The sequence below is a fragment of the Pseudomonas sp. B329 genome (genome assembly GCF_023127835.1).
In the GTDB taxonomy this organism is placed as follows: domain Bacteria; phylum Pseudomonadota; class Gammaproteobacteria; order Pseudomonadales; family Pseudomonadaceae; genus Aquipseudomonas; species Aquipseudomonas synxantha_A.
On record NZ_SPKP01000015.1, the window covers coordinates 190,959 to 214,682 of the forward strand.

The 23,724-nt window shown below is 60.9% G+C and carries 18 protein-coding genes; 9 read left to right on the forward strand and 9 right to left on the reverse strand.

The annotated features are described in order from the left end of the window. The first annotated feature begins 22 nt into the window (after positions 1–22). From E4P00_RS10465 to E4P00_RS10480, 4 genes are all read left to right on the forward strand, one after another. Entirely contained in the window at positions 23–2,041 is a 2,019-nt protein-coding gene (locus tag E4P00_RS10465) for a TonB-dependent receptor (RefSeq protein ID WP_032877600.1), read from the forward strand. A gap of 372 nt (positions 2,042–2,413) precedes the next feature. Beyond that, the gene (locus E4P00_RS10470; RefSeq protein WP_032877602.1) at positions 2,414–4,831 is read left to right on the forward strand and encodes a glucose/quinate/shikimate family membrane-bound PQQ-dependent dehydrogenase; all 2,418 of its coding nucleotides are present in this window, start codon (positions 2,414–2,416) and stop codon (positions 4,829–4,831) included. Between the two features lie 243 nt (positions 4,832–5,074). Next, complete coding sequence (locus E4P00_RS10475) at positions 5,075–5,920, forward strand: 2OG-Fe(II) oxygenase (RefSeq protein WP_032877604.1); 846 nt, start codon at positions 5,075–5,077, stop codon at positions 5,918–5,920. Between the two features lie 34 nt (positions 5,921–5,954). After that, complete coding sequence (locus E4P00_RS10480) at positions 5,955–7,376, forward strand: pyridoxal-dependent decarboxylase (RefSeq protein ID WP_248131369.1); 1,422 nt, start codon at positions 5,955–5,957, stop codon at positions 7,374–7,376. Here E4P00_RS10480 and E4P00_RS10485 read toward each other — a convergent pair. After that, positions 7,373–9,709, reverse strand: coding sequence for a GGDEF domain-containing phosphodiesterase (locus E4P00_RS10485; protein ID WP_078820366.1), 2,337 nt, complete (start codon positions 9,707–9,709; stop codon positions 7,373–7,375). The two genes, E4P00_RS10480 and E4P00_RS10485, sit on opposite strands and share 4 nt — an antisense overlap. A gap of 312 nt (positions 9,710–10,021) precedes the next feature. Here E4P00_RS10485 and lon point away from each other — a divergent pair, with 312 nt between their 5' ends. From lon to cmoB, 5 genes are all read left to right on the forward strand, one after another. Beyond that, the gene (gene lon, locus E4P00_RS10490; RefSeq protein ID WP_032877610.1) at positions 10,022–12,442 is read left to right on the forward strand and encodes an endopeptidase La; all 2,421 of its coding nucleotides are present in this window, start codon (positions 10,022–10,024) and stop codon (positions 12,440–12,442) included. 186 nt (positions 12,443–12,628) lie between these two features. Beyond that, the gene (locus tag E4P00_RS10495) at positions 12,629–13,018 is read left to right on the forward strand and encodes a protease inhibitor I42 family protein (protein WP_078820365.1); all 390 of its coding nucleotides are present in this window, start codon (positions 12,629–12,631) and stop codon (positions 13,016–13,018) included. Between the two features lies 1 nt (position 13,019). Beyond that, positions 13,020–13,676 carry a lysoplasmalogenase gene (locus tag E4P00_RS10500; RefSeq protein WP_103733385.1) on the forward strand — a complete coding sequence of 219 codons (657 nt, stop codon included), beginning with the start codon at positions 13,020–13,022 and terminating at the stop codon, positions 13,674–13,676. Positions 13,677–13,711: 35 nt separating this feature from the next. Next, a complete protein-coding gene (gene cmoA, locus E4P00_RS10505) occupies positions 13,712–14,455 on the forward strand; it encodes a carboxy-S-adenosyl-L-methionine synthase CmoA (protein ID WP_078820363.1) in 744 nt (247 codons plus the stop codon). Next, positions 14,452–15,408 carry a tRNA 5-methoxyuridine(34)/uridine 5-oxyacetic acid(34) synthase CmoB gene (gene cmoB, locus E4P00_RS10510; RefSeq protein ID WP_248131371.1) on the forward strand — a complete coding sequence of 319 codons (957 nt, stop codon included), beginning with the start codon at positions 14,452–14,454 and terminating at the stop codon, positions 15,406–15,408. The genes cmoA and cmoB overlap by 4 nt, the downstream gene beginning before the upstream one ends. Positions 15,409–15,549: 141 nt before the next feature. On the opposite strand, the gene tadA is transcribed toward cmoB, so the two are convergent. From tadA to lepA, 8 genes are all read right to left on the reverse strand, one after another. After that, positions 15,550–16,047, reverse strand: coding sequence for a tRNA adenosine(34) deaminase TadA (tadA, locus tag E4P00_RS10515; protein WP_216090793.1), 498 nt, complete (start codon positions 16,045–16,047; stop codon positions 15,550–15,552). Further along, the gene (locus tag E4P00_RS10520; protein ID WP_032877616.1) at positions 16,047–17,429 is read right to left on the reverse strand and encodes a multicopper oxidase family protein; all 1,383 of its coding nucleotides are present in this window, start codon (positions 17,427–17,429) and stop codon (positions 16,047–16,049) included. The genes tadA and E4P00_RS10520 overlap by 1 nt, the downstream gene beginning before the upstream one ends. 249 nt (positions 17,430–17,678) lie before the next feature. Beyond that, complete coding sequence (gene pdxJ / locus E4P00_RS10525; protein WP_032877617.1) at positions 17,679–18,422, reverse strand: pyridoxine 5'-phosphate synthase; 744 nt, start codon at positions 18,420–18,422, stop codon at positions 17,679–17,681. A gap of 51 nt (positions 18,423–18,473) precedes the next feature. Beyond that, positions 18,474–19,163 (reverse strand): DNA repair protein RecO, encoded by a 690-nt coding sequence (gene recO, locus E4P00_RS10530; RefSeq protein ID WP_005785148.1) that lies wholly within the window; start codon positions 19,161–19,163, stop codon positions 18,474–18,476. A 157-nt stretch (positions 19,164–19,320) separates the two neighbouring features. Next, positions 19,321–20,223: a GTPase Era gene (gene era / locus E4P00_RS10535; RefSeq protein WP_005785147.1), complete on the reverse strand. Its 903-nt coding sequence runs from the start codon at positions 20,221–20,223 to the stop codon at positions 19,321–19,323. Beyond that, a complete protein-coding gene (gene rnc, locus E4P00_RS10540; RefSeq protein ID WP_005785145.1) occupies positions 20,216–20,905 on the reverse strand; it encodes a ribonuclease III in 690 nt (229 codons plus the stop codon). Before rnc ends, era begins: the two co-directional genes overlap by 8 nt. Before the next feature lie 152 nt (positions 20,906–21,057). Further along, positions 21,058–21,912, reverse strand: a complete 855-nt coding sequence (gene lepB, locus E4P00_RS10545) for a signal peptidase I (RefSeq protein ID WP_032877618.1) — start codon at positions 21,910–21,912, stop codon at positions 21,058–21,060. A gap of 5 nt (positions 21,913–21,917) precedes the next feature. Next, the gene (gene lepA, locus E4P00_RS10550; RefSeq protein ID WP_032877619.1) at positions 21,918–23,717 is read right to left on the reverse strand and encodes a translation elongation factor 4; all 1,800 of its coding nucleotides are present in this window, start codon (positions 23,715–23,717) and stop codon (positions 21,918–21,920) included. Positions 23,718–23,724: the final 7 nt, after the last annotated feature.

The window sequence follows — 23,724 nt, forward strand, 5'->3', positions numbered from 1 at the left end:
ACGTTTTGCCTAGGAATATCCGATGTCCCTGCCTTCTCTCTGGCGCTTGTCCCCTCTCGCCGCCGCCTTGTTGATCAGCTCACAAGCCTATGCCCTGGAACTGCCCCCCCAAGTCGTTACTGGCAACCCGCTGGGTAGCGAACAATTGGCCTCGCCCACCACTGTGCTGGAAGGTGATGAGCTGACCCTGCAACAAAAAGGCAGCCTCGGCGAAACCCTGAACAAGCAGCCCGGGGTGTCATCGTCGTATTTCGGCCCAGGCGCCAGCCGCCCGATCATTCGCGGCCAGGATGGCGACCGTATTCGCATCCTGCGCAACGGCGTGGGGGCGCTGGATGCGTCGTCGCTGTCCTATGACCACGCGGTGCCGCTGGACCCGATCAATGTCGACCGTATCGAAATCGTGCGCGGCCCCGCAGCACTGCTGTACGGCGGCAGTGCCATCGGTGGCGTGGTCAACACCTTCGACAACCGCATCCCCACCGAGGCCATCGAAGGCATCCACGGTGCGGGGGAACTGCGCTACGGCGGCGCCGACACCACCCGCAGCAGCGCGGGCAAGCTGGAGGCCGGCAACGGCACATTCGCCTTGCACCTGGACGCCAATGCGCGGGAATTCAATGACCTGAAAATCCCCGGTTATGCGCGCAGCCGCCACGCGCCGGAGAGCGAAAACGGCCCCGGCAAAAACGGCCGCCTGGGTAACAGCAACGGACGTCAGGACGGCGGTGCGGTGGGTGGTTCCTACACCTGGGATGATGGTTACGCGGGCCTGTCCTACAGCAACTACGACAGTAATTATGGCTCCCCCGCCGAGCAGGATGTACGCATCCGCATGAAGCAGGATCATTACGCCTTTGCCTCCGAAATCCGCAACCTGCAGGGCCCGTTTACCTCGGTGAAGATCGACGCGGGCTACACCGAGTATCAGCACCGCGAAATTGAAGGCGGCGAAACCGGCACCACCTTCAAGAACAAAGGCTATGAAGCCCGAGTGGAGGCGCGTCACCAGCCCATCGGCCCGTTCGACGGCGTGGTCGGCGCCCAAGTGACCCGCAATGAATTTTCGGCCCTGGGTGAGGAAGCGTTCGTACCGCAGACCGATACCAACGCTGGCGCCCTGTTTATCCTGGAAGAGATGCAAGCCACCGAGCGCTTGAAACTCAGCCTGGGTGCGCGCCTTGAGCACACCAACGTCGACCCGGATGGCAAGGGCAATGCGCGCTTTGCCACTGCGGATAAATCCAACGACTTCACCGCAGGCAGCCTGTCGTCGGGTGCGGTCTACACGCTTACGCCAATCTGGTCGGTGGCCGCGACGCTGGGCTACACCGAGCGCGCCCCGACCTTCTACGAGCTGTATGCCAACGGTGCCCACGTCGCCACCGGCACCTATGAATTGGGCGACGCCAACCTGTCGAAAGAAAAGGCCGTGTCCAGCGACCTGGCCCTGCGTTTTGACAATGGCACCCATAAGGGCAGCTTTGGCGTGTTCTACAGCCGCTTCTCCAACTACATCGGTTTGCTCGGCACTGGCCGCACGTTGAACGACGAGGGTGAAGAGGATGCTGGCGGTATTCCCGAGTACGGCTACTCCGGCGTACGTGCGCGTTTCGCCGGTTTCGAAGCCCAGGATCACTGGAAGCTCGGCGAAGGCGCCTACGGCAAGTTCGCTCTGGAACTGTCGGGCGACTACACCCGCGCCACCAACCTGGACAGCGGCGAAGCCTTGCCGCGCATTGCGCCCCTGCGTTTGAACAGCGGCTTGCTGTGGGAACTGGATCGCTGGCAGGCACGTATCGATGTGGAACATGCTGCGGGCCAAGGGCGCGTGCCGGATAACGAGAGCGGCACCGATGGCTACACCACTTTGGGAGCAAGCGCGGGGTATCGCTTCAACGTCGGTGGCAGCCAGTGGCTGGCGTTCGTCAACGGTGAAAACCTGACCAACCAGACCGTGCGCTACGCCAGCTCGATCCTGCGCGACATCGCACCGGCACCGGGGCGCAGTGTGCAGTTCGGCATCCGCACCACCTTCTGACCAACACCGAAAACCCTTTGTGGGAGCAAGCCCCCTCCCACATTATTAGCCAGCGACTATCTGTCACTGTTACCAAAACTGAAATGATGCATCTTGCGATTCACCCTTTCTCAAAACGCCCCGCCGCATTATCCTTCGCAACAATCTGAAACGCTTCACCTCCCGGTCGCCCCATTTGCCGAATCTCTTCATGCACAAAGACAGCGCTGTCTTGAATCGACCAGCGCCGGGGGGGTTATTGCCCGCCTGTGGATAACCGAGTTATCCACAGAAAAAACCAAAAATAACGATGAACCAAGCCCGAGCCGAATCGTCATCTACAGTGAGTGAAGCACGGGGTTACATAATTCCAACGTAACGGAGAAACACACTATGAGCACTGATGGTGCCTCAAGCCCAAGCCGCCTGTTGCCCAGGCTGCTGGGGGTCTTGCTGCTGATCATGGGGCTGGCCTTGCTGGCCGGCGGCGTCAAGCTGAGTATGCTCGGCGGGTCGCTGTACTACCTGCTGGCCGGTATCGGCATTGCCCTGACCGGCGTGTTGCTGCTGGCTACCCGCCGCGCTGCGCTGGGCCTGTATGCACTGGTGTTGTTCGCCAGCACCGTGTGGGCCCTGTGGGAAGTGGGCCTGGACTGGTGGCAACTGGTGCCGCGCCTGGCCCTGCTGTTCGCCCTGGGCATCGTCATGCTGCTGCCGTGGTTTCGCCGGCCATTGCTGCGTGGCCAAGCCGCGCCGCTGGGCACTGGCGCGCTGAGCGTGGCCGTGGTGCTGGCGGGCGCAACCGCCCTGGCCAGCCAGTTCACCAACCCAGGTGAAATGGTCAAGACCGGCCAACTGGACCGCGACGCGGTACCCGGCATGGCCAACGCCGCACCCTCCCAAGCCGATGGCGACTGGAACTCCTATGGCCGTTCGGCCTTCGGCGACCGTTACTCGCCACTGGCACAGATCACTCCGGAAAACGCCCACAAACTGGTGCCGGCGTGGACCTATCGCACCGGCGATATCCCGGGGCCGAACGATCCGGGTGAAACCACCGCGGAAAACACCCCGCTGAAAGTCAACGGCATGCTCTACGTGTGCACGCCGCACAGCCAGGTGATCGCGCTGGACCCGGACACCGGCAAGGAAATCTGGCGCTTCGATCCGAAGATCAGCAGCCAGGGCGCCGAGAACTTCAAGGGTTGGGCGCACATGACCTGCCGTGGCGTGTCGTATCACGATGACGCCGCCTACGCTTCCGAACAGAGCCCGACTGGCAGCGCTAGCCCGGCTGCGGCACCGACTGCCTGCCCGAAACGCATCTTTGTGCCGACTGCCGACACTCGTCTGATCGCCCTGAACGCCGACACCGGCAAGATGTGCGAAGACTTCGGTGACAAAGGCCAAGTCGACCTGCGCGCCAACATCGGCAGCTTCGCCCCAGGCGGCTACTACTCCACTTCGCCACCGGCCGTGACCAAGAACCTGGTGGTGATCGGCGGTCATGTGACCGATAACGTTTCCATCGACGAGCCTAGCGGTGTGATCCGCGCGTTCGACGTGCACACCGGCAAGCTGGTGTGGAACTGGGACAGCGGCAACCCGGACGACACCACCCCGTTGGCCGAGGGCAAGACCTACACCCGCAACTCGCCGAACATGTGGTCCATGTTCGCCGTAGATGAAAAACTCGGCATGTTGTACCTGCCGATGGGCAACCAGATGCCCGACCAGTACGGCGGCGACCGTACCGATGATTCCGAGAAATACGCAGCGGGCCTGACCGCTCTGGACATCGACACCGGCCACGTGAAGTGGACCTTCCAGTTCACCCACCATGACCTGTGGGACATGGACGTGGGCGGCCAGCCTTCGCTGATCGACATCAAGACTGCTGACGGCGTCAAGCAAGCGGTGATGGCATCGACCAAGCAAGGCAGCATCTACGTGCTGGATCGCAGCAACGGTCAGCCAGTGGTTCCGATCAACGAAATCCCTGTACCGCAAGGCGCAGTGGCTGGTGATCGCACCTCCCCGACCCAACCCAAGTCCGACCTGAACTTCATGCCGCCGCCCCTCAAGGAGCGTGACATGTGGGGCGTGACGCCGTTCGACCAACTGATCTGCCGGATCGACTTCAAGTCGATGCGCTACGACGGCCCATTCACCCCGCCGTCGCTGCAAGGCTCGATCGTGTACCCAGGCAACTTCGGCGTGTTCGACTGGGGCGGCATCTCGGTTGACCCGGTGCGTCAGATCGCGTTCGTGAACCCAAGCTACATGGCGTTCAAATCGAAACTGATCCCGGCAGCCGACATCGCCAAGCAAGGCCCACGCGTCAGCGAAACCGAAGGCGTACAGCCGAACAAAGGCGCGCCGTACGGTGTGATCCTTGAAGCACTGCTGTCGCCGATGGGCCTGCCGTGCCAGGCGCCAGCGTGGGGCTACGTGGCAGCGGTCGACCTGACCAACCACCAGACCATCTGGATGCACAAGAACGGCACCGTGCGTGACAGCTCGCCGGTCCCGATCCCGCTGACCATGGGCGTGCCTAGCCTGGGCGGTACGTTCACCACCGCCGGTGGCGTCGCGTTCCTCAGCGGCACCCTGGACCAGTACCTGCGTGCCTATGACGTGAAAAACGGCAAGCAACTGTGGGAAGGCCGCCTGCCAGCAGGCGCGCAAACCACCCCGATGACCTACACCGGCAAGGACGGCAAGCAATACGTGCTGGTCATGGCCGGCGGTCACGGCTCCCTGGGCACCAAGCAGGGTGACTATGTGATGGCGTTCAAACTGCCGGATTAAGCAGCACCGGCGATAAAAGCAAAGGCGGCTACCTCACAGTAGCCGCCTTTTTTTATATCCGTGTCCTGTACATCAGCCACAGGATGCTAGCGGGTATGGCAAATATCTATCCAAACCTGTCATGGTTGACAGGTTTTAACTGCGCAAAAATGATTTAGCCTCCCGCTCGAGATTGCTTTAGCTCGCGCACCGCTTACGCAATACCTAGGCGCACGGATGAAATTTTAAATGGAGCTTTTCACTATGACGGACCATAGCGCTGTACAACCAAACCTTTGTATCTCGACAAAAATCCTGGAACTGGAACAACTCGACAGTCCAAGTTTAAGAAAGCTGATCAGCGGGCAAGTGCTTGCCATTCGAGTGCCCGACTTCGCCAACGAAAAAACCAGCGCACGGCTGATTCAGAGCATCAGCGAAACCGCCACGCTGGAACAATACAGCCACGAAACCTACGAGGGCGGGCACGTCGTACAGCACTTCTATGGCGTGCATCGCTGGGGCACGCCGTTCAATTCCACCTATGGCAAGGTTGCGGGCAGTGATGCCCAACGCAAGTATTACGCTGACGCTGCCCATATGCGCAGCCTGATCGACCGTATTTGCGCCCCGCAACAACCGCCCATTCAAGACTTGATGGAGCAGTTCCAGAGCATTTGGCCGCAAGGCGCACAAGCCGCTGCATTCCAGGGCCAACCGATGTTCTGCGGGATTATCCGCGCCATGTTTCCCGAGACGGCGCACCTCTCGGAAACGGTTCCCCATGTTGATTGCCTGCCCCTGTCGATCGCGGAACTGGAACACCAATTCAGCGCCAATATTTATCTGGAAACGCCGCCATCAGGCGGAGAGTTGATCATCTGGGATACCGAGGCCTTTGCCTATGCCGAGGTCAAGCGTTTCGAAGGTGCGCAGCTACCCGAGGAGCGCTTGCAAAAGCCGTTGCGTATCCAGCCGCGCAAGAACGAATTGGTGATCATCAATACTCGCCGTCCCCATGCCATTTGCGGATTCGAATCGGGCAAACGTATCAGCATGCAGTCGTTTATCGGCTATACCGCTGGCAAACCGTTTTATTTCTGGTGCTGATACTTTTAACCCTCTTGCAAATGGACATCTTTTTATGACCCCCGAAGAATTCCGTCGCCATGGCTACGCCATGATCGACCTGATCGCAGACTATCGAGAAAACATCGAGCAACGCGGCGTGCAGCCCACCACGGTGCCTGGCGAAATCAAGGCCGCCCTGCCAGCGAGCCCGCCTGACAGCGCCGAACCGTTCGAACAGATCATGGGCGATGTCGAAAAGCTGATCATGCCCGGGCTGCTGCATTGGCAGCATCCGAGTTTTTTCGGCTTCTTCCCTTCCAACGTGGAGCTGTCTTCGGTGCTGGGCGATTGCCTGAGCACTGGCCTGGGTGTGGTGGGCTTGTCCTGGCAATCCAGCCCGGCCCTCACCGAAATCGAAGAAGTGACCACCGATTGGCTGCGCGACATGCTCGGCCTGAGCAGCGCCTGGAGCGGCGTGATCCAGGACTCCGCGTCAACCTCCACCCTGGTGGCCCTCATCAGCGCCAGGGAGCGCAGCTCCGATTACGCGCTGATGCATGACGGCCTGCAAAACAGCGGCGCCCCCCTGATCGTCTACACCTCAGCCCACGCCCATAGCTCGGTCAACAAGGCGGCGATCCTGGCCGGATTCGGCCAGAACCATATCCGCACCATCGCCACCGACCAACACAATGCAATGTCGCCCCAGGCATTGGCGCACGCCATCGAACAGGACCTGGCCGCCGGCAATCGCCCCTGCGTAGTAATTGCTACCACCGGGACCACAGCCGCCATGGCGATCGACCCTCTGGATGCGATTGGCGACCTGACACAACGCCACGGTGTGTGGCTGCATGTGGACTCGGCGATGGCCGGCGCTGCGATGATCCTGCCGGAATGCCGGGCACTGTGGCAGGGCATCGAAAAAGCCGACTCCCTGGTGCTCAACCCGCACAAATGGCTGGGCGCGGCCTTCGATTGCTCGGTGTACTTCGTGCGCGACCCCGAGCATTTGATTCGCATCATGACCACCAACCCGAGCTACTTGCAGTCCAGTGCCGACGGCCAAGTCAGAAACTACCGCGACTGGCGGATTTCATTGGGCAGCCGCTTCCGCGCCCTGAAGCTGTGGTTTCTGATACGCGAACAAGGCGTCAGCGGCTTACAGGCGCGGCTGAGGCGCGACCTGGCCAATGCACGCTGGCTGGCTGAACAGATCGAAAGCAGCGCGCAATGGAAACTGGTGGCCGCGCCAGCCCTGCAAACCCTGTGTATTCGCCATGAACCGCCAGGGCTGAACGGTGAGGCGCTGGATCAGCACACGCGGGCCTGGGCAGAAAAACTCAACCAGTCCGGTCATGCCTATGTCACCCCTGCCCTCCTCGAAGAGCGCTGGATGGTGCGGGTGTCCATCGGTGCATTGGGCACCGAGCGCCAGCATGTCGAACGGTTATGGACGCGGCTGCAAAGCCTGGTCGAGCAAACGTATTCTTAGGTCGACACCCGCGAACGGCGCATCCAGCGCTCGAACGCCATGGCATTCAGTGGCCGGCTGATCAGGTAGCCCTGGGCCGTGTCGCACTGCCAGTGCTTGAGCAGGGTGAGGCTGTGCTCGAACTCCACCCCCTCGGCCACGACCTTGAGGCCCAGGTTGTGGCTCATCTCGATGGTGGAGCGCACGATCACGCCGTCGCCGCTGGTGCTGTCGAGGTTACGTATGAACGACTGGTCGATCTTCAACTCCTGTACCGGCAGGCGCTGCAACTGCGCCAGTGATGAGTAACCGGTACCGAAGTCGTCCACCGACAGGCTGATGCCGCAGCCGCGCAGTTGTTCCAGCACGCTGAGGGCTTGCTGTGGATTGTGCATGATGGCGCTTTCGGTGATTTCGAAAAGCAAATGCTCGGCGCTCACCTCGTATTGGATCAATAGCGCAGTGACGCGAATGGCCAAGTCGTCATCGACCAGGTCGTTCACCGAGATATTCACCGACAGTTGAATCACCAGGCCACGCAGCGCCCATTCGGCAATCTGGCGGATGGCCTCTTCAATCACCCATAAGGTCAGGGGCCCCATGCTGCCGGTGCGTTCGGCCAGGGGAATGAATTCTGTGGGCGACACTTGCCCAAGGGTCGGGTGTTGCCAGCGCAACAAGGCTTCGGCCTGGCCCACATGGCCGTGCTTGAGGTCGAGCTTGGGCTGATAGCACAGGAACAACTCGCCTTCGACCACCGCCCGGCGCAGATCGCGGATCAGGGTAATCTGGCGTTGGTGAGCGAGGTCGCGATCAGGCTGGTAGATCTGCAAATGCCCCGGCATGGTGGCCGCGTCATGCCGAGCGATGGCGGCGCGGTTGATCAGTTCCTCGACCTGCTGACCGTCTGCGGGATACGCGGCAATACCGATGCTCACTTCATGACGCACTTCATCGTTACCGATGCGCTGGGGTTCGGTCAGCAGCCCGTATACGCGGTCGGCACGGGCGACGGCGGAGTCGATTTCGGTGTTTTCCAGCAACAGCAGAAACTCACTGCCGGCAATGCGCGCGGCGGTGTCGCTGGCCAGCAGACTCATGGACAGGCAGCGGCTGGCTTCGCACAACATTTCTTCCACACCCTGGGGGCCGAAGCCTTCGTTGATGACCCGATAGTTTTCAATCCCCAGGTACAGCAACACCACCGGCCGCCGCGCACTGATCGCACTGCCCAGACGCTCCATGGCCAGGGCGCGATTGGGCAGGCCGGTGAGCGCATCATGCAAAGCGTTATGGGCCAACTGTCGTTCGCGCACGGCGATGCCGCTTTGCATGGCATTGAAAGCGCGGGCCAAGAGGCCGAACTCATCGTGGCTGCGCACCCGCACCGGCGTGTGGTAGTCACCGGCGCCGATCCGCTCAGCGGCCCGCACCAATGCATTGAGCGGGCGTGATACACGCCGCGCAAGAAATAACGCCGCCCCCAGCGAGACCAACAGCACCGCCACGGCAATCACCAGAAACTGCCGGTCCAGCGGTGCGAAGGATTCCAGGGCGTGGTCCAGCGGGCTTTGCAGCAACACGCGCACTTCATCGCCTTCGCCGCTATTGGCCAAGGGCAACACCTGGCTGAGCACGCGCTGGCCATGGAACCCTTGGACCCGCGCCTGCGGATCGATTGACGTACCCAGCAGCAGGTCGATAACGCTCGGGCGCAAACTGCCCGGCTGGGTCGTGAAGAGCTGGCCGACATGGCCGCCTTGTACGCTGAGAAACGACACCTCAAGGTTGCTCATGGAGCGCAACTCATGGGCAAATTGCGTATCCATGGGAAAGCCCATGATCACTCGGGCGATGGGCGCGGGTTCAAGGACTTCCTTCTGCACCAGCAAGTAGGGGCGCCCAGCCATGGCGACGATCAGCATTTGCTGGCCGCTGCGGCGCGCGCTGCGCAATGCATTGGCATAAGGGAACGCCTCCCCTTGCGTCATCGCCAGCAAGGTACTGACCATGACCCTGTCATCCAGGCCCAACACGAACACTTCGCTGGAATTGACCCCCGTACCGTGGCGTCCCAGGGCCTCCAGGATCGGCACAGTTGCGCCACCGGCCACGGCCTGCTTGAACGGGCCATCGATGGTGAGCCAGTCCAACCCATATTGCAGGCGGCGGCCGCGCAGGTCCAACAAGCGCTCGAACACCTGCCGCCCAGTGTCCAACTGCACCTGGGCCTGGTTCTCCACGGCGCGGGTAGTAGCGGCCTTGACGGCGAAATACGTGGCCGCCACGACCACCAGCAACAACAGCGCCAGTACTCCGGCAATCCGGGTTTGAAAGGTGTGACGCCACTGCAATGCCGCACCCGCCGGCCGCGCTCGGCGTTCTGTGCGGTGCGTTGCGTCTCTCATATGCATCCCTGCCGGTTGCTGAGCTGGCGTCAAAAAAACGTCCATCCTTAAAGAGAATTTTGTTTAGGCTAGATTAGCTTGGACAAGGCATAAGTAAACCCAATAAATACGGCACCGCTAGCGTCATATTATTGACTAAAGCACTGAGACAGCGTCATTTTGGTAATTTCATGCAATATGTTGCTATCTCACCCCCACCATTGAAACCACCGCTCCCCCGCCCCATCTAACCTGCATACTCCCTTATGCAGGTGCCCCATGAGCGACCAGCAAGACGTCCCTGATTACGACCTCAACGATTACGCCGACCCCGAAAACGCAGAAACCTCCTCGTCCAACACCGGCCTGGCGCTTCCTGGGCAGAACCTGCCGGACAAGGTCTATATCATCCCGATCCACAACCGGCCGTTTTTCCCGGCGCAAGTGCTGCCGGTGATCGTCAATGAAGAGCCGTGGGCTGAGACCCTGGAGCTGGTGAGCAAATCCGACCACCACTCCCTTGCCCTGTTTTTCATGGACACGCCACCAGAAGACCCGCGGCACTTCGACACCTCGGCCCTGCCGCTGTACGGCACCCTGGTCAAGGTGCACCACGCCAGCCGCGAGAACGGCAAGCTGCAATTCGTGGCCCAGGGCCTGACCCGTGTGCGCATCAAAACCTGGCTCAAGCACCATCGCCCACCGTACCTGGTGGAGGTCGAATACCCGCATCAGCCCAGCGAGCCCACCGACGAGGTCAAGGCCTACGGCATGGCGTTGATCAATGCGATCAAGGAACTGCTGCCGCTCAACCCGCTGTACAGCGAAGAGTTGAAGAACTACCTCAACCGCTTCAGCCCCAACGACCCGTCGCCGCTCACCGACTTCGCCGCCGCCCTCACCTCGGCGACAGGTAATGAGCTGCAGGAAGTGCTGGACTGCGTACCCATGCTCAAGCGCATGGAAAAAGTGCTGCCGATGCTGCGCAAAGAGGTCGAAGTGGCGCGGCTGCAAAAAGAACTGTCTGCCGAAGTGAACCGCAAGATCGGCGAGCACCAGCGCGAATTCTTCCTCAAGGAACAGCTCAAGGTCATCCAGCAGGAGCTGGGCCTCACCAAGGACGACCGCAGTGCGGACGTCGAGCAGTTCGAGCAGCGCCTGGAAGGCAAGGTGCTGCCGGCCCAGGCGAAAAAACGCATTGATGAAGAATTGAACAAACTGTCGATCCTTGAGACGGGCTCGCCGGAATACGCCGTCACGCGCAACTACCTGGACTGGGCTACCTCGGTGCCGTGGGGCGTATACGGCGCGGATAAGCTCGACCTCAAACACGCGCGCAAGGTGCTGGACAAGCACCATGCGGGCCTGGATGACATCAAGAGTCGCATCCTCGAATTCCTCGCGGTGGGCGCCTATAAAGGCGAAGTCGCCGGCTCCATCGTGCTGCTCGTGGGCCCGCCGGGCGTGGGCAAGACCAGCGTGGGCAAATCCATTGCCGAGTCCCTGGGCCGACCGTTCTACCGTTTCAGCGTCGGCGGTATGCGCGACGAGGCCGAGATCAAGGGCCATCGCCGCACCTACATCGGCGCCCTGCCCGGCAAGCTGGTGCAGGCACTGAAAGACGTGGAAGTCATGAACCCGGTGATCATGCTCGACGAGATCGACAAGATGGGCCAGAGCTTCCAGGGCGACCCGGCATCGGCGCTGCTGGAAACCCTGGACCCGGAGCAGAACGTCGAATTTCTCGACCACTACCTGGACCTGCGCCTGGACCTGTCCAAAGTGCTGTTCGTGTGCACCGCCAACACCCTGGACTCGATTCCTGGCCCGTTGCTGGACCGCATGGAAGTGATTCGCCTGTCGGGCTATATCACCGAAGAAAAAGTCGCCATCGCCAAGCGCCACCTGTGGCCCAAACAGCTGGAAAAAGCCGGCGTCGCGAAAAACAGCCTGACCATCAGCGACGGCGCGCTGCGTGCGTTGATCGACGGTTATGCGCGGGAAGCCGGGGTGCGTCAGCTGGAGAAACAACTGGGCAAACTGGTGCGCAAGGCGGTGGTCAAGCTGCTGGATGAGCCCGACAGCGTGATCAAGATCGGCAACAAGGACCTGGAAAGCTCCCTGGGGATGCCGGTATTCCGTAACGAGCAGGTGCTGTCCGGCACCGGCGTGATCACCGGCCTGGCCTGGACCAGCATGGGCGGCGCCACTTTGCCGATTGAAGCAACGCGTATCCACACGCTCAATCGCGGCTTCAAGCTCACCGGGCAGTTGGGTGAAGTGATGAAGGAATCCGCCGAAATCGCCTACAGCTACATCAGCTCGAACCTGAAGTCGTTTGGCGGTGATCCGAAGTTCTTCGACGAAGCCTTCGTTCACTTGCACGTGCCGGAAGGCGCCACGCCGAAAGACGGCCCGAGTGCGGGTGTGACCATGGCCAGTGCGCTGCTGTCGCTGGCACGCAACCAGCCGCCAAAGAAAGGCGTGGCCATGACCGGCGAACTGACCTTGACCGGGCATGTGCTGCCGATTGGCGGGGTGCGTGAAAAGGTGATTGCGGCGCGGCGCCAGAAGATCCACGAGCTGATCCTGCCGGAGCCCAACCGTGGCAGCTTTGAAGAGCTGCCGGAGTACCTGAAGGAAGGCATGACAGTGCACTTCGCCAAGCGCTTTGCGGATGTGGCGAAGGTGCTGTTCTGATAGAGCTCTAGCGCCTGAACCGGCCTCATCGGGGGCAAGCCCCCTCCCACAGGGAACCGGCGTCGTGAATGACAACGCGGTCAAATGTGGGAGGGGGCTTGCCCCCGATGGCGTGAGTGGCCGCGACACATATCCTGCCTCATCTTCGGTTATGCTCGCCCTTCGTCGTGTATAAACGGAGCCTCCATGACCGCTGCCCGCCTGCTTCTCCCCTTGAGCCTTGCCCTGTTGGCCGCGTGCGCCAGTGCACCGAAGCAAAACGTCACCGTGGACAACCAGAGCGCCTGCCCGCTCCAGCTTAAAACCAATCAAAACCTGATCCTCACCTTGCCCAGCAATCCCACCACCGGCTACCGCTGGGCCATCCAGGATTCGGCTGGCGGTGTTCTGCGCGCATTAAGCCCCGAGGTCTATAGCAGCACCGAATCCGGTGTGATCGGCGGCGGTGGTCAATCGACCTGGCGCTTCCAGGCATTCGCCCCAGGGCAAGGCCGTTTGCGCCTGACCTCCCAGCAACCCTGGGAGCCGGAAGCCGAACCTGTCGAAACCTTTGACTGCGCCATTACGGTGAACTGATATGCCTTGGCTGATCCTTGCCTTGATGGGCGCCGGTACCTTTATCTACGGCCTGGCGACTCACGCGACGCTGCTGTGCCTGCTGGTCAAGCCACTGCCGGTTCTGGCGCTGCTGGGTTGGCTGCATGACGCACCGCCTACCGACTATCGACGCTGGATCAGCCTGGGGTTGATTTTTTCCGTGGTGGGCGACGTATTGCTCGCCTGGCCGGGGGACCTGTTTATCTTTGGCCTGGGCGCATTTCTGTTTGCGCATCTGGCTTACCTCAAAGCCTATTTCAGCGACTGTCGGCGCCTGGCAATAGTACCGCTGGTGCTGGCCCTGGCTGTCGGGGCGATCCTGCTGGGCATCCTGATCTCCCACGGTTTAGGCGAGTTGCTGATACCGGTGGTGGTTTACGCGCTGGTGATCAGCGCCATGCTCTGGCGTGCATTGGCAAGGTTGGGCAGCGCGGTGCCGCAACGCTCGGCACTGCTGGCGGCAGCGGGTGCGGTGTCGTTTGTGTTTTCCGATACGTTGATCGGTATCAACCGGTTTGTATTGGCCTTCGATGCGGCGCCCTATTTGTTGATCGCCACTTATTGGCTCGGGCAATGGGGCATCACCGCCTCAGCTTTCCATCAGACAACCCGCGCATCCGACGACCAACTTGGCTAAAATGCCGGCCTTTCCCCCTCGTCGCCGGAACAACCGTGAGCAAAGAACCCGATCGCCTATTCGCCCAGCCCCTGCCCCAGGTGCCGGACTTCGCCTTTAACGAGGATGTGGTGCGGGTGTTCCCGGACATGATCAAACGCTCGGTACCGGGCTACCCGACCATCGTCGAGAACCTCGGCGTGCTGGCCGCGCAATTTGCCCAGCCGGGTAGCGTGCTGTATGACCTGGGCTCGTCCCTGGGTGCCGTGACCCAAGCCCTGCGTCGCCATGTGCGCACCGATGGCTGCCGGGTGATCGCGGTGGACAACTCGGCGGCGATGGTCGAACGTTGCCGCGAATACCTCAACGGCCAGGACTCGATGTTCCAGGAGTTGCTGCCGGTCGAGGTGATCGAGGGCGATATCCTCGCGTTGCAATTTCAGCCCGCCTCGGTAGTAGCGCTGAACTTCACCCTGCAATTTATCGCCCCTGACGAACGTTTGGCGTTGCTCGGGCGTATCCGCCAATCGCTGCTGCCGGGCGGGGCGTTGATCCTCTCGGAAAAGCTGCGCTTTAACGATGTTGAAGAACACGCACTGCTGACCGACCTGCATATCGCGTTCAAACGCGCCAACGGCTACAGCGAACTGGAAATCGCCCAGAAGCGCAGCGCCATCGAAAACGTCATGAAACCCGACAGCCTCGAAGAACACCGCGAACGCCTGCTGGCGGCCGGGTTCTCGAAAGTCGTGCCGTGGTTCCAGTGTCTTAACTTTGCCTCGTTGATTGCCTTGCCATGATTGATTTATCCCCCCTCGCCCGCCATCTGGTCGGCACTCCTTTGGCCGTTTGGGCCCAGGGCCTGCAAGCGCAGCTCGACAGCAAGATGGAAAAAGGTCACGGCGACCTCGAGCGTTGGCAGAGTGCTTTGGACGCACTGCCGAAGATCCAGCCCAACGAAGTCGACCTGTTGAACGGCCTGATGCTGGACACCGATTGCGACGACGAAACCCGCGCCCGGATGCACTCGGCACTGATGGGGCTGAGCCCATGGCGCAAAGGCCCGTTCCACCTGTTCGGCGTGCATGTGGACACCGAATGGCGTTCGGACTGGAAGTGGTCGCGGGTTGCGCCGCACTTGAACTTGAAGGGCAAACGCATCCTCGATGTGGGCTGCGGCAACGGTTACTACATGTGGCGAATGCTCGGCGCGGGCGCCGACAGTGTGATTGGCGTGGACCCCAACTGGCTGTTCTTCTGCCAGTTCCAGGCAGTGCAACGTTATCTGTCTGAGCCCAAAGCCTGGCACCTGCCGTTCCCGTTCGAAGACTTGCCGGCGAACCTGGAAGGCTTCGACACGGTGTTCTCCATGGGCGTGTTCTACCATCGCCGCTCGCCGATCGAGCACTTGCTGGCGCTCAAGGACACCCTGGTCAAGGGCGGCGAACTGGTCCTGGAAACCCTGGTGGTGGAAGGCGATCAGCAGCAGGTGCTGGTGCCGGAAGACCGTTATGCACAGATGCGTAACGTGTGGTTCCTACCCTCGGTGCCGGCGTTGATGTTGTGGCTGCGCCGTGCAGGCTTCAGTGAGGTGCGGTGCGTGGATGTGAGCGTGACCACGGTTGAGGAACAGCGTGGAACAGAGTGGATGAAATATCAGTCGCTCAGTGACTTCCTCGACCCCGAAGATCACAGCAAGACCATCGAAGGGCTGCCGGCGCCGATGCGGGCGGTGATCATCGCCAAAAAGTAACCCCGATCTCCCTGAAGAAACACAGGGCCAAATGTGGGAGGGGGCTTGCTCCCGATAGCAGAGTGTCAGCCACCACATTTATGGCTGATACACCGCTATCGGGAGCAAGCCCCCTCCCACATTTTTTGTTCTCAGTGTTCTTTAGAGTGCTGGTTTAGCCCGGCGAGCCTTGAAGAACTCGCTCAACACCGTGCCGCACTCCTCGGCCAGCACGCCGCCTTCAAACAGTACCTTATGGTTGAGAAAGCCCTGGGTAAAAAACTGCCCCTGGCTTTGCACAATCCCGGCCTTGGGCTCCAGTGCGCCATACACCACCCTTGCGATGCGTGAATGCACGATCAACCCGGCGCACATGCTGCACGGTTCCAGGGTCACATACAGCGTGCTGCCCACCAGGCGATAGTTGCTGATGGCTTGCGCAGCGGCACGGATCGCGACCATTTCGGCATGGGCGCTGGGGTCGTTGCCGCTGATCGGGCAATTGAAACCGCGGCCGATGATTGCACCATCCTGCACCAGCACCGCGCCCACCGGCACTTCGCCCAGTGCGGCGCCTTGGGCGGCCAGGGCGAGGGCTTCGCGCATAAAGTCCTGGTCGCGGCTGCGGTCGATAATCGCGCCGGGGCGAATCTGGCGCATCACGCCACCTCGATAGCGGCCATCAGGCCGGTTTCCATATGGTCGATCACGTGGCAATGGAACATCCACACTCCCGGGTTATCCGCCACCAGCGCCACACGGGCGCGTTCGTTCTTGCCCAGCAGGTAGGTGTCGGTGAAATACGGGATGACCTTGTGGCGGTTCGACGCAATCACCTTGAAGCTCATGCCATGCAGGTGGATCGGGTGCTGGTACTGGGTCATGTTCTTCAATTCAAAGATGTAGCTCTTGCCCTTTTCAAGCCTGGCAATCGGGCGGTCGGCACAGGTCTTGTCGGTGATGTCCCAGGCCTGCCCGTTGATCTGCCACAGGCTGGGTGGCTTACCGTTTTCGACATTGACCGACACCGAACCGACCCATTCGAAATTGAAGTTGAGTTTCTCGGCATTGGCCAGGTCCGGCTCGGCAACCGGGTTGGCCGGCAATGCCGGTGGCCACTGGGTAGGCGCATCGGTGTTGGCCACCGAACGGAAGGTGCCCAGGCGCACCGGGCCGTTGCGGATCGACAATTCTTCACCCGCCGGCGGGGCCTTGATTGCCAGACAGATGCGCATCCCTGGGCCCAGCCAGTATTCCTTGCCCAGCGGGCGCGGCTCGATGGGGTTGCCGTCCAACGCGTAGATCTGCGCTTCGACGCCGGGGATGTTGAGGCGATAGGTCAGGGTGTTGTCGAGGTTGAGCAAGCGCACGCGAGTGATTTGCCCAGCGGGCAGGTCGATGACCGCCTGGGGCACGCCGTTGATGGTGGAGAGGCGCCCTGCAGTGCCGCCCCGCGCCGCTTCACGGGGGATACTGAACTCGACAAACGCACCTTCTTCGTCGATGTGCCAGTTCTTCAGGCTCAAGGTACGTTCGTATTTGAAACCGGTGGGTTCGCGCTCTTCCACAATCAATGGGCCGACCAGGCCACGGCCAAGTTCTTCGCTGCTGCTTACGTGGGGGTGATACCAGTAGCTGCCGGCATCGGGCACGCGAAATTGGTAGTCGAAATATTCCCCAGGCAGCACCGGCAATTGCGAAACGTAGGGGACGCCGTCCATTTCCAGCGGCAGGCGGATGCCGTGCCAGTGGATGGTAGTGGCGACCGGCAGGTGATTGATGAAACGTACCCGCAGCCATTCGCCCTGGCGCACGCGCAACTCGGTGCCAGGCGCCGAAGGGCCGAATGCCCAGGCTTGGGTCTTGTGCCCCGGTACCAGTTCCACGTCCAGGGGCGCGGCAATCAGTTGGTAGTCGCTTCCTGCGTTGGCATCGGCGACCTTGCCCAGCCAGTAACGATAGGCGCCACCGGCGCCCACACCGACGACTGCCAGGCCGGCAAGGCCACCGAGGATCTGTCGACGGGAAAACGATTGGGACACAGCAACCTCACGTATCTGCCGCAGGCCAAGGCCCGCAAAGGGCAGATACGATACACCTGCGTCGCCTAAACAGTAAGGCTTCGCATTGCCGCATGGCGCAATTGTGGATGTCGATAAAGATCAACATGTGGGAGGGGGCTTGCTCCCGATGGCGGTGGGTCAGCTAAAAACATGCTGACTGACACACTGCTATCGGGAGCAAGCCCCCTCCCACATTGTGAACTTCATTGTGGCTTATATTGTGTTTGCTCAGGTCCTGGCAGCCGCCAGAATCAAGGCTTTCATCTCGGCAACCGCACCCTTGAAACCGACGAACAGCGCATGGGCCACCAGTGCATGGCCGATGTTCAGCTCGTTGATGCCCTTGATCGCCGCCACAGCTTCGACGTTGTGGTAGTGCAAGCCATGGCCGGCATTGACGATCAAGCCTTCGTTGAGCCCGCAGTTCACGCCGTCGATGATGCGTTGCAGCTCGTCGGCCACTTCGGTCGGGGTGGTGGCGTCGGCGTAACGGCCAGTGTGCAATTCGATGGCCGGGGCACCGACCCGGCGCGAGGCTTCGATCTGGCGCTCGTCGGCGTCAATGAACAACGAGACTTCACTGCCGATCTTCGACAGGCGCTCCACCGCGGCCTTGATCCGCGCTTCCTGGCCGGCGACGTCGAGGCCGCCCTCGGTGGTCAGCTCCTGGCGGGTTTCGGGCACCAGGCAGATATGCGCCGGGCGAATGCGCTCGGCAAACGCCATCATTTCTTCGGTGACGCCCATTTCGAAGTTCATGCGCGTTTGCAGCACGTCCTTGAGCAGCAGCACATCACGCTCCTGGATGTGGCGGCGGTCTTCGCGCAGGTGCACGGTAATGCCGTCGGCGCCCGCTTCTTCGGCGTCCAGCGCGGCCTTGACCGGGTCAGGGTAACGGGTGCCCCGGGCCTGGCGCAGGGTGGCGACGTGGTCGATGTTGACGCCAAGAAGAATGCGATTGCTGGTGGTCACGGAAGCGCTCCTGAAAAGGGAAAGAATCGGTGCACAGCATACACGGGGACGTCAGGGCTTTCGAAACAACTCGCGACTGACCAGCGGTCGCCCGCCCAGGTGCACGGCAAGGGCCTGGCGCATCAGGCGCTTGGCGGCGGACAAGGCGCCCGGCGCGCTCCAGTCCGCGTCGCTCATGGCCAGCAGTTCGCTGCCCTGGAACAGCCCCGGCTGCAACAGGTACACGCGCTCAAGGCCCGCATCCACTTGCAGGCGGTACATGCCGTCGGCGGCGACGGGATCGCCGTGCAGGTCGTTGTGCAATTCAAAGCCATAGCCCAGGTCGTCGAGCAAGCGCCATTCGAAGGCGCGCAGCAGCGGTTCCAGGGGGCGCCCTTCAGCCAGGGCCAGCAGCGTCGCGGCGTAGTGATCGAAGACTGCCGGGTGCGGGTCTTCGGCGGGTAACAGCCGGATCAGCAGTTCATTGAGGTAAAGGCCGCTGAACAGTGCATCGCCGTTAAGCCAGGCAGAGGTGCCGACGCTTTCCAGGCGGCCGACGTTTTTCAACTCGCCCTTACCGCGAAACTCCACATCCAGGGCCACGAAGGGCCGCGCCAAGGTACCTGCCTTGCCCCGTGCGCTGCGCAGCACCGCACGCAGGCGGCCTTGAGGCGTGAGGAAGTCCACCAGCGCGCTGGTCTCGCGGTAGGCGCGGCTGTGCAGCACGTAGGCGAGTTGGCTGGGAGGTGGGGATTGAGACATGGGAACTCACTGCTGGAATGCAATTTTTAAAACCACACAACCTAATGTGGGAGGGGGCTTGCTCCCGATGGCGGTGGGTCAGTTAAACAAATAAGTGACTGACCCTCCGCTATCGGGAGCAAGCCCCCTCCCACATTTTTTCAGACCTGCGGTGTTCTTAAAGGTCGCCATAGCCCAGTGAGCGCAACGCACGCTCATCATCTGACCAGCCACCCTTAACCTTCACCCACAGGTTAAGCATGATCTTGGAGTCGAACAGCAGCTCCATGTCCTTGCGCGCTTCGGTGCCGATGCGCTTGATGCGCTCGCCTTTGTCGCCAATGATGATTTTCTTCTGGCCGTCACGCTCGACGAGGATCAGCGCATGGATATGCAAGGTCTTGCCCTGCTGCTTGAACTCTTCGATCTCGACGGTGATCTGGTACGGCAGCTCGGCACCCATCTGGCGCATGATTTTCTCGCGTACCAGCTCGGCGGCGAGGAAGCGGCTGCTGCGGTCGGTGATCTGGTCTTCCGGGAAGAAATGCTCGTTTTCCGGCAGGTAACCGGCGATCACGCGCTCCAGGGCTTCGAGGTTGTGGCCGTGCTGGGCCGAGATCGGCATGATCTGGGCGTTCGGCAGTTGTTCCTGCAACCAGGTCAGGTGCGGCATCAGCTCGGCTTTGTCTTCGATGCGGTCGGTCTTGTTCAACGCGACGATCAAGGGGCCGGTGACGTACTGCACGCGCTCGAGAACCATCTGATCTTCGTCGGTCCACTTGGTGCGGTCGACCACGAAGATCACCACGTCGACGTCTTTCAACGCCGCCGAAGCAGTCTTGTTCATGTAGCGGTTCAGGGCTTTCTCACCGCCTTTGTGCATGCCCGGGGTATCGACATACACCGCTTGCACGTTGCCTTCGGTCTTGATGCCCAGCATGTTGTGGCGAGTGGTCTGGGGCTTGCGCGAAGTGATCGCGAGCTTCTGGCCGAGGATGTGGTTGAGCAGCGTGGACTTGCCCACGTTCGGGCGGCCGACGATGGCAACATAGCCACAGCGTGTTGCGGTTGAATCAGTCATGGCCATTCTCCACGCCCAGGGCAATCAGTGCTGCAGCGGCCGCTACCTGTTCGGCAATGCGACGGCTCACACCCTGACCTCGGCTTTTTTCGTTCAATAAGGTGATTTCACACTCCACGAAGAACACGCGGCAATGGGGCTCACCCTGGATATCCACCACTTCGTAGCGTGGCAGTTCGCAACCGCGGGACTGCAGGTATTCCTGCAGGCGGGTCTTGGGATCTTTGTTGGTGTCGACCAGCGTCAGGCTTTCGATTTCAGAAGCCAGCCAGGCGACCACGCGCTCCTTGGCCGTCTCCATCCCTGCATCGAGGTAGATCGCGCCGATCAAGGCTTCCAGGGCATCGGCCAGAATCGATTCGCGACGGAAACCGCCGCTTTTCAACTCACCGGACCCCAACCGCAGGTACTCGCCCAGGCCGAAACCTCGGGCCAGCACGGCCAGGGTCTCGCCTTTCACAAGGCGCGCCCGCAGGCGCGAAAGCTGGCCTTCGCGCGCTTGAGGAAAACGCTCGAACAGCGCCTCACCGGCGGCAAAATTGAGGATGGCATCACCGAGGAATTCCAGGCGCTCGTTATTGCGCCCTGCAAAGCTGCGGTGTGTGAGGGCAAGGACCATCAATTCGGGGTCCTTGAAGGTGTAGCCGAGCTGGCGCTCGAGACGACTTAGAGAAACGGTCACGGTTTATCCATATCTAGTTGGTGGCACCGGCGGCCATCGACGATTGACGCAGTGTTCAAATTCACATCCTGATTGGTGCTGCATGGGGCCGGACGGTTAATTGTCCAAACCCCAGAAAAGCATTCGGCGCTGTGTTCACAGCGCCGCCTGTATTACTTGATCAGCCCGACCCGCGAGAAGTTCGGCAGGTGGCTGAGCTTGGGCTCCGGCCAACTCATCCAGACCGCGAAGGCTTTGCCGACGATGTTCTCGTCGGGCACCATGCCCAGCAGGTCCTTGGGAATATTGGGGTCATCCCAGTAACGGCTGTCATTGGAGTTGTCGCGGTTGTCGCCCATCATGAAGTAGTGCCCGGCGGGTACTTTCCACTGGCCATCAGGCATTGCGCGGTAGCGGCTCATTTCCTTGCGGATCTCGTGCTCTACCGCACCGAGTTTTTCCTGGTACAACTCGGCGCTGCCCAGGGTGTTCGGCTCGGCGCCCAGCAGCTTCTCGGCCACCGATTCACCGTTGATGAACAGGCGCTTGTCGCTGGTGTAGCGCACCACGTCGCCCGGCAGGCCGACTACACGCTTGATGTAGTTGACGTTGGGGTCGCTCGGGTAGCGGAATACCATCACATCGCCGCGCTGCGGGTCACCGACCTCGATGACTTTCTTGTCGATCACCGGCAAGCGGATCCCGTAGGAAAACTTGTTCACCAGGATAAAGTCGCCCACGTCCAGGGTCGGCTTCATCGACCCGGAAGGGATCTGGAACGGCTCCACCAGGAACGAACGCAGCACCAGCACGATGAACAACACCGGGAAGAACGACTTGCCGTATTCAACCAGCAAGGGCTCTTTGTTCAGCTTCTCGATCACCACCGCATCGGGCTGGCTGACGCTGCCCTGATAGGAAGCAATGGCCGACCGCCGACGCGGGGCGAAGAACACCAGATCGAGCAACGCCAGGAGGCCGCAAACGGCGACGGCGATAACCAGCAACAGCGGGAAATTTAGTGACATAGGACCTAACTATCCAACCTGAGCACCGCAAGGAAGGCTTCTTGTGGAACTTCCACGTTACCTACTTGCTTCATGCGTTTTTTACCGGCCTTTTGCTTCTCAAGCAGCTTGCGCTTACGGCTTACGTCACCGCCGTAGCATTTGGCCAGTACGTTCTTTCTGAGAGCCTTGACGGAAGTCCGTGCAATGATCTGCCCGCCAATGGCGGCCTGGATCGCAACGTCGAACATCTGGCGCGGAATCAGTTCTTTCATCTTCTCGGTCAGTTGGCGACCTTTGTAGTGCGCGTTGTCCTTGTGCACGATCAGTGCCAGGGCATCTACCTTGTCGCCGTTGATCAGCACATCCAGTTTCACCAGATTAGCCGATTGGTAACGATCGAAATGGTAATCCAGCGAAGCATAGCCGCGACTGGTGGATTTGAGACGGTCGAAGAAGTCCAGGACCACTTCGTTCATCGGCATATCGTAGGTCACTTGCACCTGGGTACCGAGGAACAGCATGTCGCGCTGTACGCCACGCTTCTCGATACACAGGGTGATGACGTTGCCCAGGTGCTCCTGCGGGACCAGGATATTGGCCCGCACGATTGGCTCACGCATGTCTTCGATGGCCGACAGATCCGGAAGCTTGGACGGGTTGTCGACGTAAATCGTTTCACCGGTTTTGAGCAACAGCTCGAAAATAACGGTCGGCGCCGTGGTGATCAGGTCCAGGTCGTACTCGCGCTCAAGACGCTCCTGGATGATTTCCATGTGCAGCATGCCCAGGAACCCGCAGCGGAAGCCGAAGCCCAGGGCGTCGGAGCTTTCCGGGGTGTACTGCAACGACGAGTCGTTGAGGGTCAGCTTTTGCAGCGCTTCGCGAAAATCCTCGAAGTCGTCGGAGCTGACCGGGAACAGGCCGGCGTAGACCTGTGGCTGGATACGCTTGAAGCCGGGCAGTACGTCGACGTCGGGCGTGGAGCTCAGGGTCAGGGTGTCACCCACCGGTGCACCGTGGATGTCCTTGATACCGGCGATGATGAAGCCTACTTCACCGGCTTTCAGATCAGTGGTGGCGGTGTGCTTGGGGTTGAATACACCGACGCTGTCCACCAGGTGGATCTTGCCGGTGGACTTGACCAGGATCTTGTCGCCCTTCTTCACACGGCCATGGCGCACGCGGACCAGGGAGACAACGCCCAGGTAGTTGTCGAACCAGGAGTCAATGATCAACGCTTGCAGCGGATCTTCGTAGTTGCCGGTCGGCGCGGGAATGGTGTGCACCAGACGCTCGAGTACTTCGTCGACACCCAGGCCGGTCTTGGCGCTGCAGGTGACGGCGTCGGTGGCGTCGATGCCGATGATCTTCTCGATCTCTTCCTTGACACGCTCAGGCTCGGCCTGGGGCAGGTCGATCTTGTTGAGCACGGGCATGACTTCCAGGCCCTGCTCGATCGCGGTGTAGCAGTTGGCAACCGACTGCGCCTCGACGCCCTGGCCGGCGTCGACTACCAGCAAGGCACCTTCACAGGCCGCAAGCGAACGGCTGACTTCATAGGTGAAGTCGACGTGGCCCGGGGTGTCAATGAAGTTCAGCTGGTAGGTGATGCCGTCTTTGGCCTTGTAATACAGAGTAACGCTGTGGGCCTTGATGGTGATCCCGCGTTCGCGTTCGAGGTCCATGGAGTCCAGTACCTGGGCTTCCATTTCACGCTCGGCAAGGCCGCCGCACATCTGGATGAATCGATCGGCCAGCGTCGACTTGCCATGGTCAATGTGGGCGATGATGGAGAAATTGCGGATATGACTCAAATCACTCACGGATCAA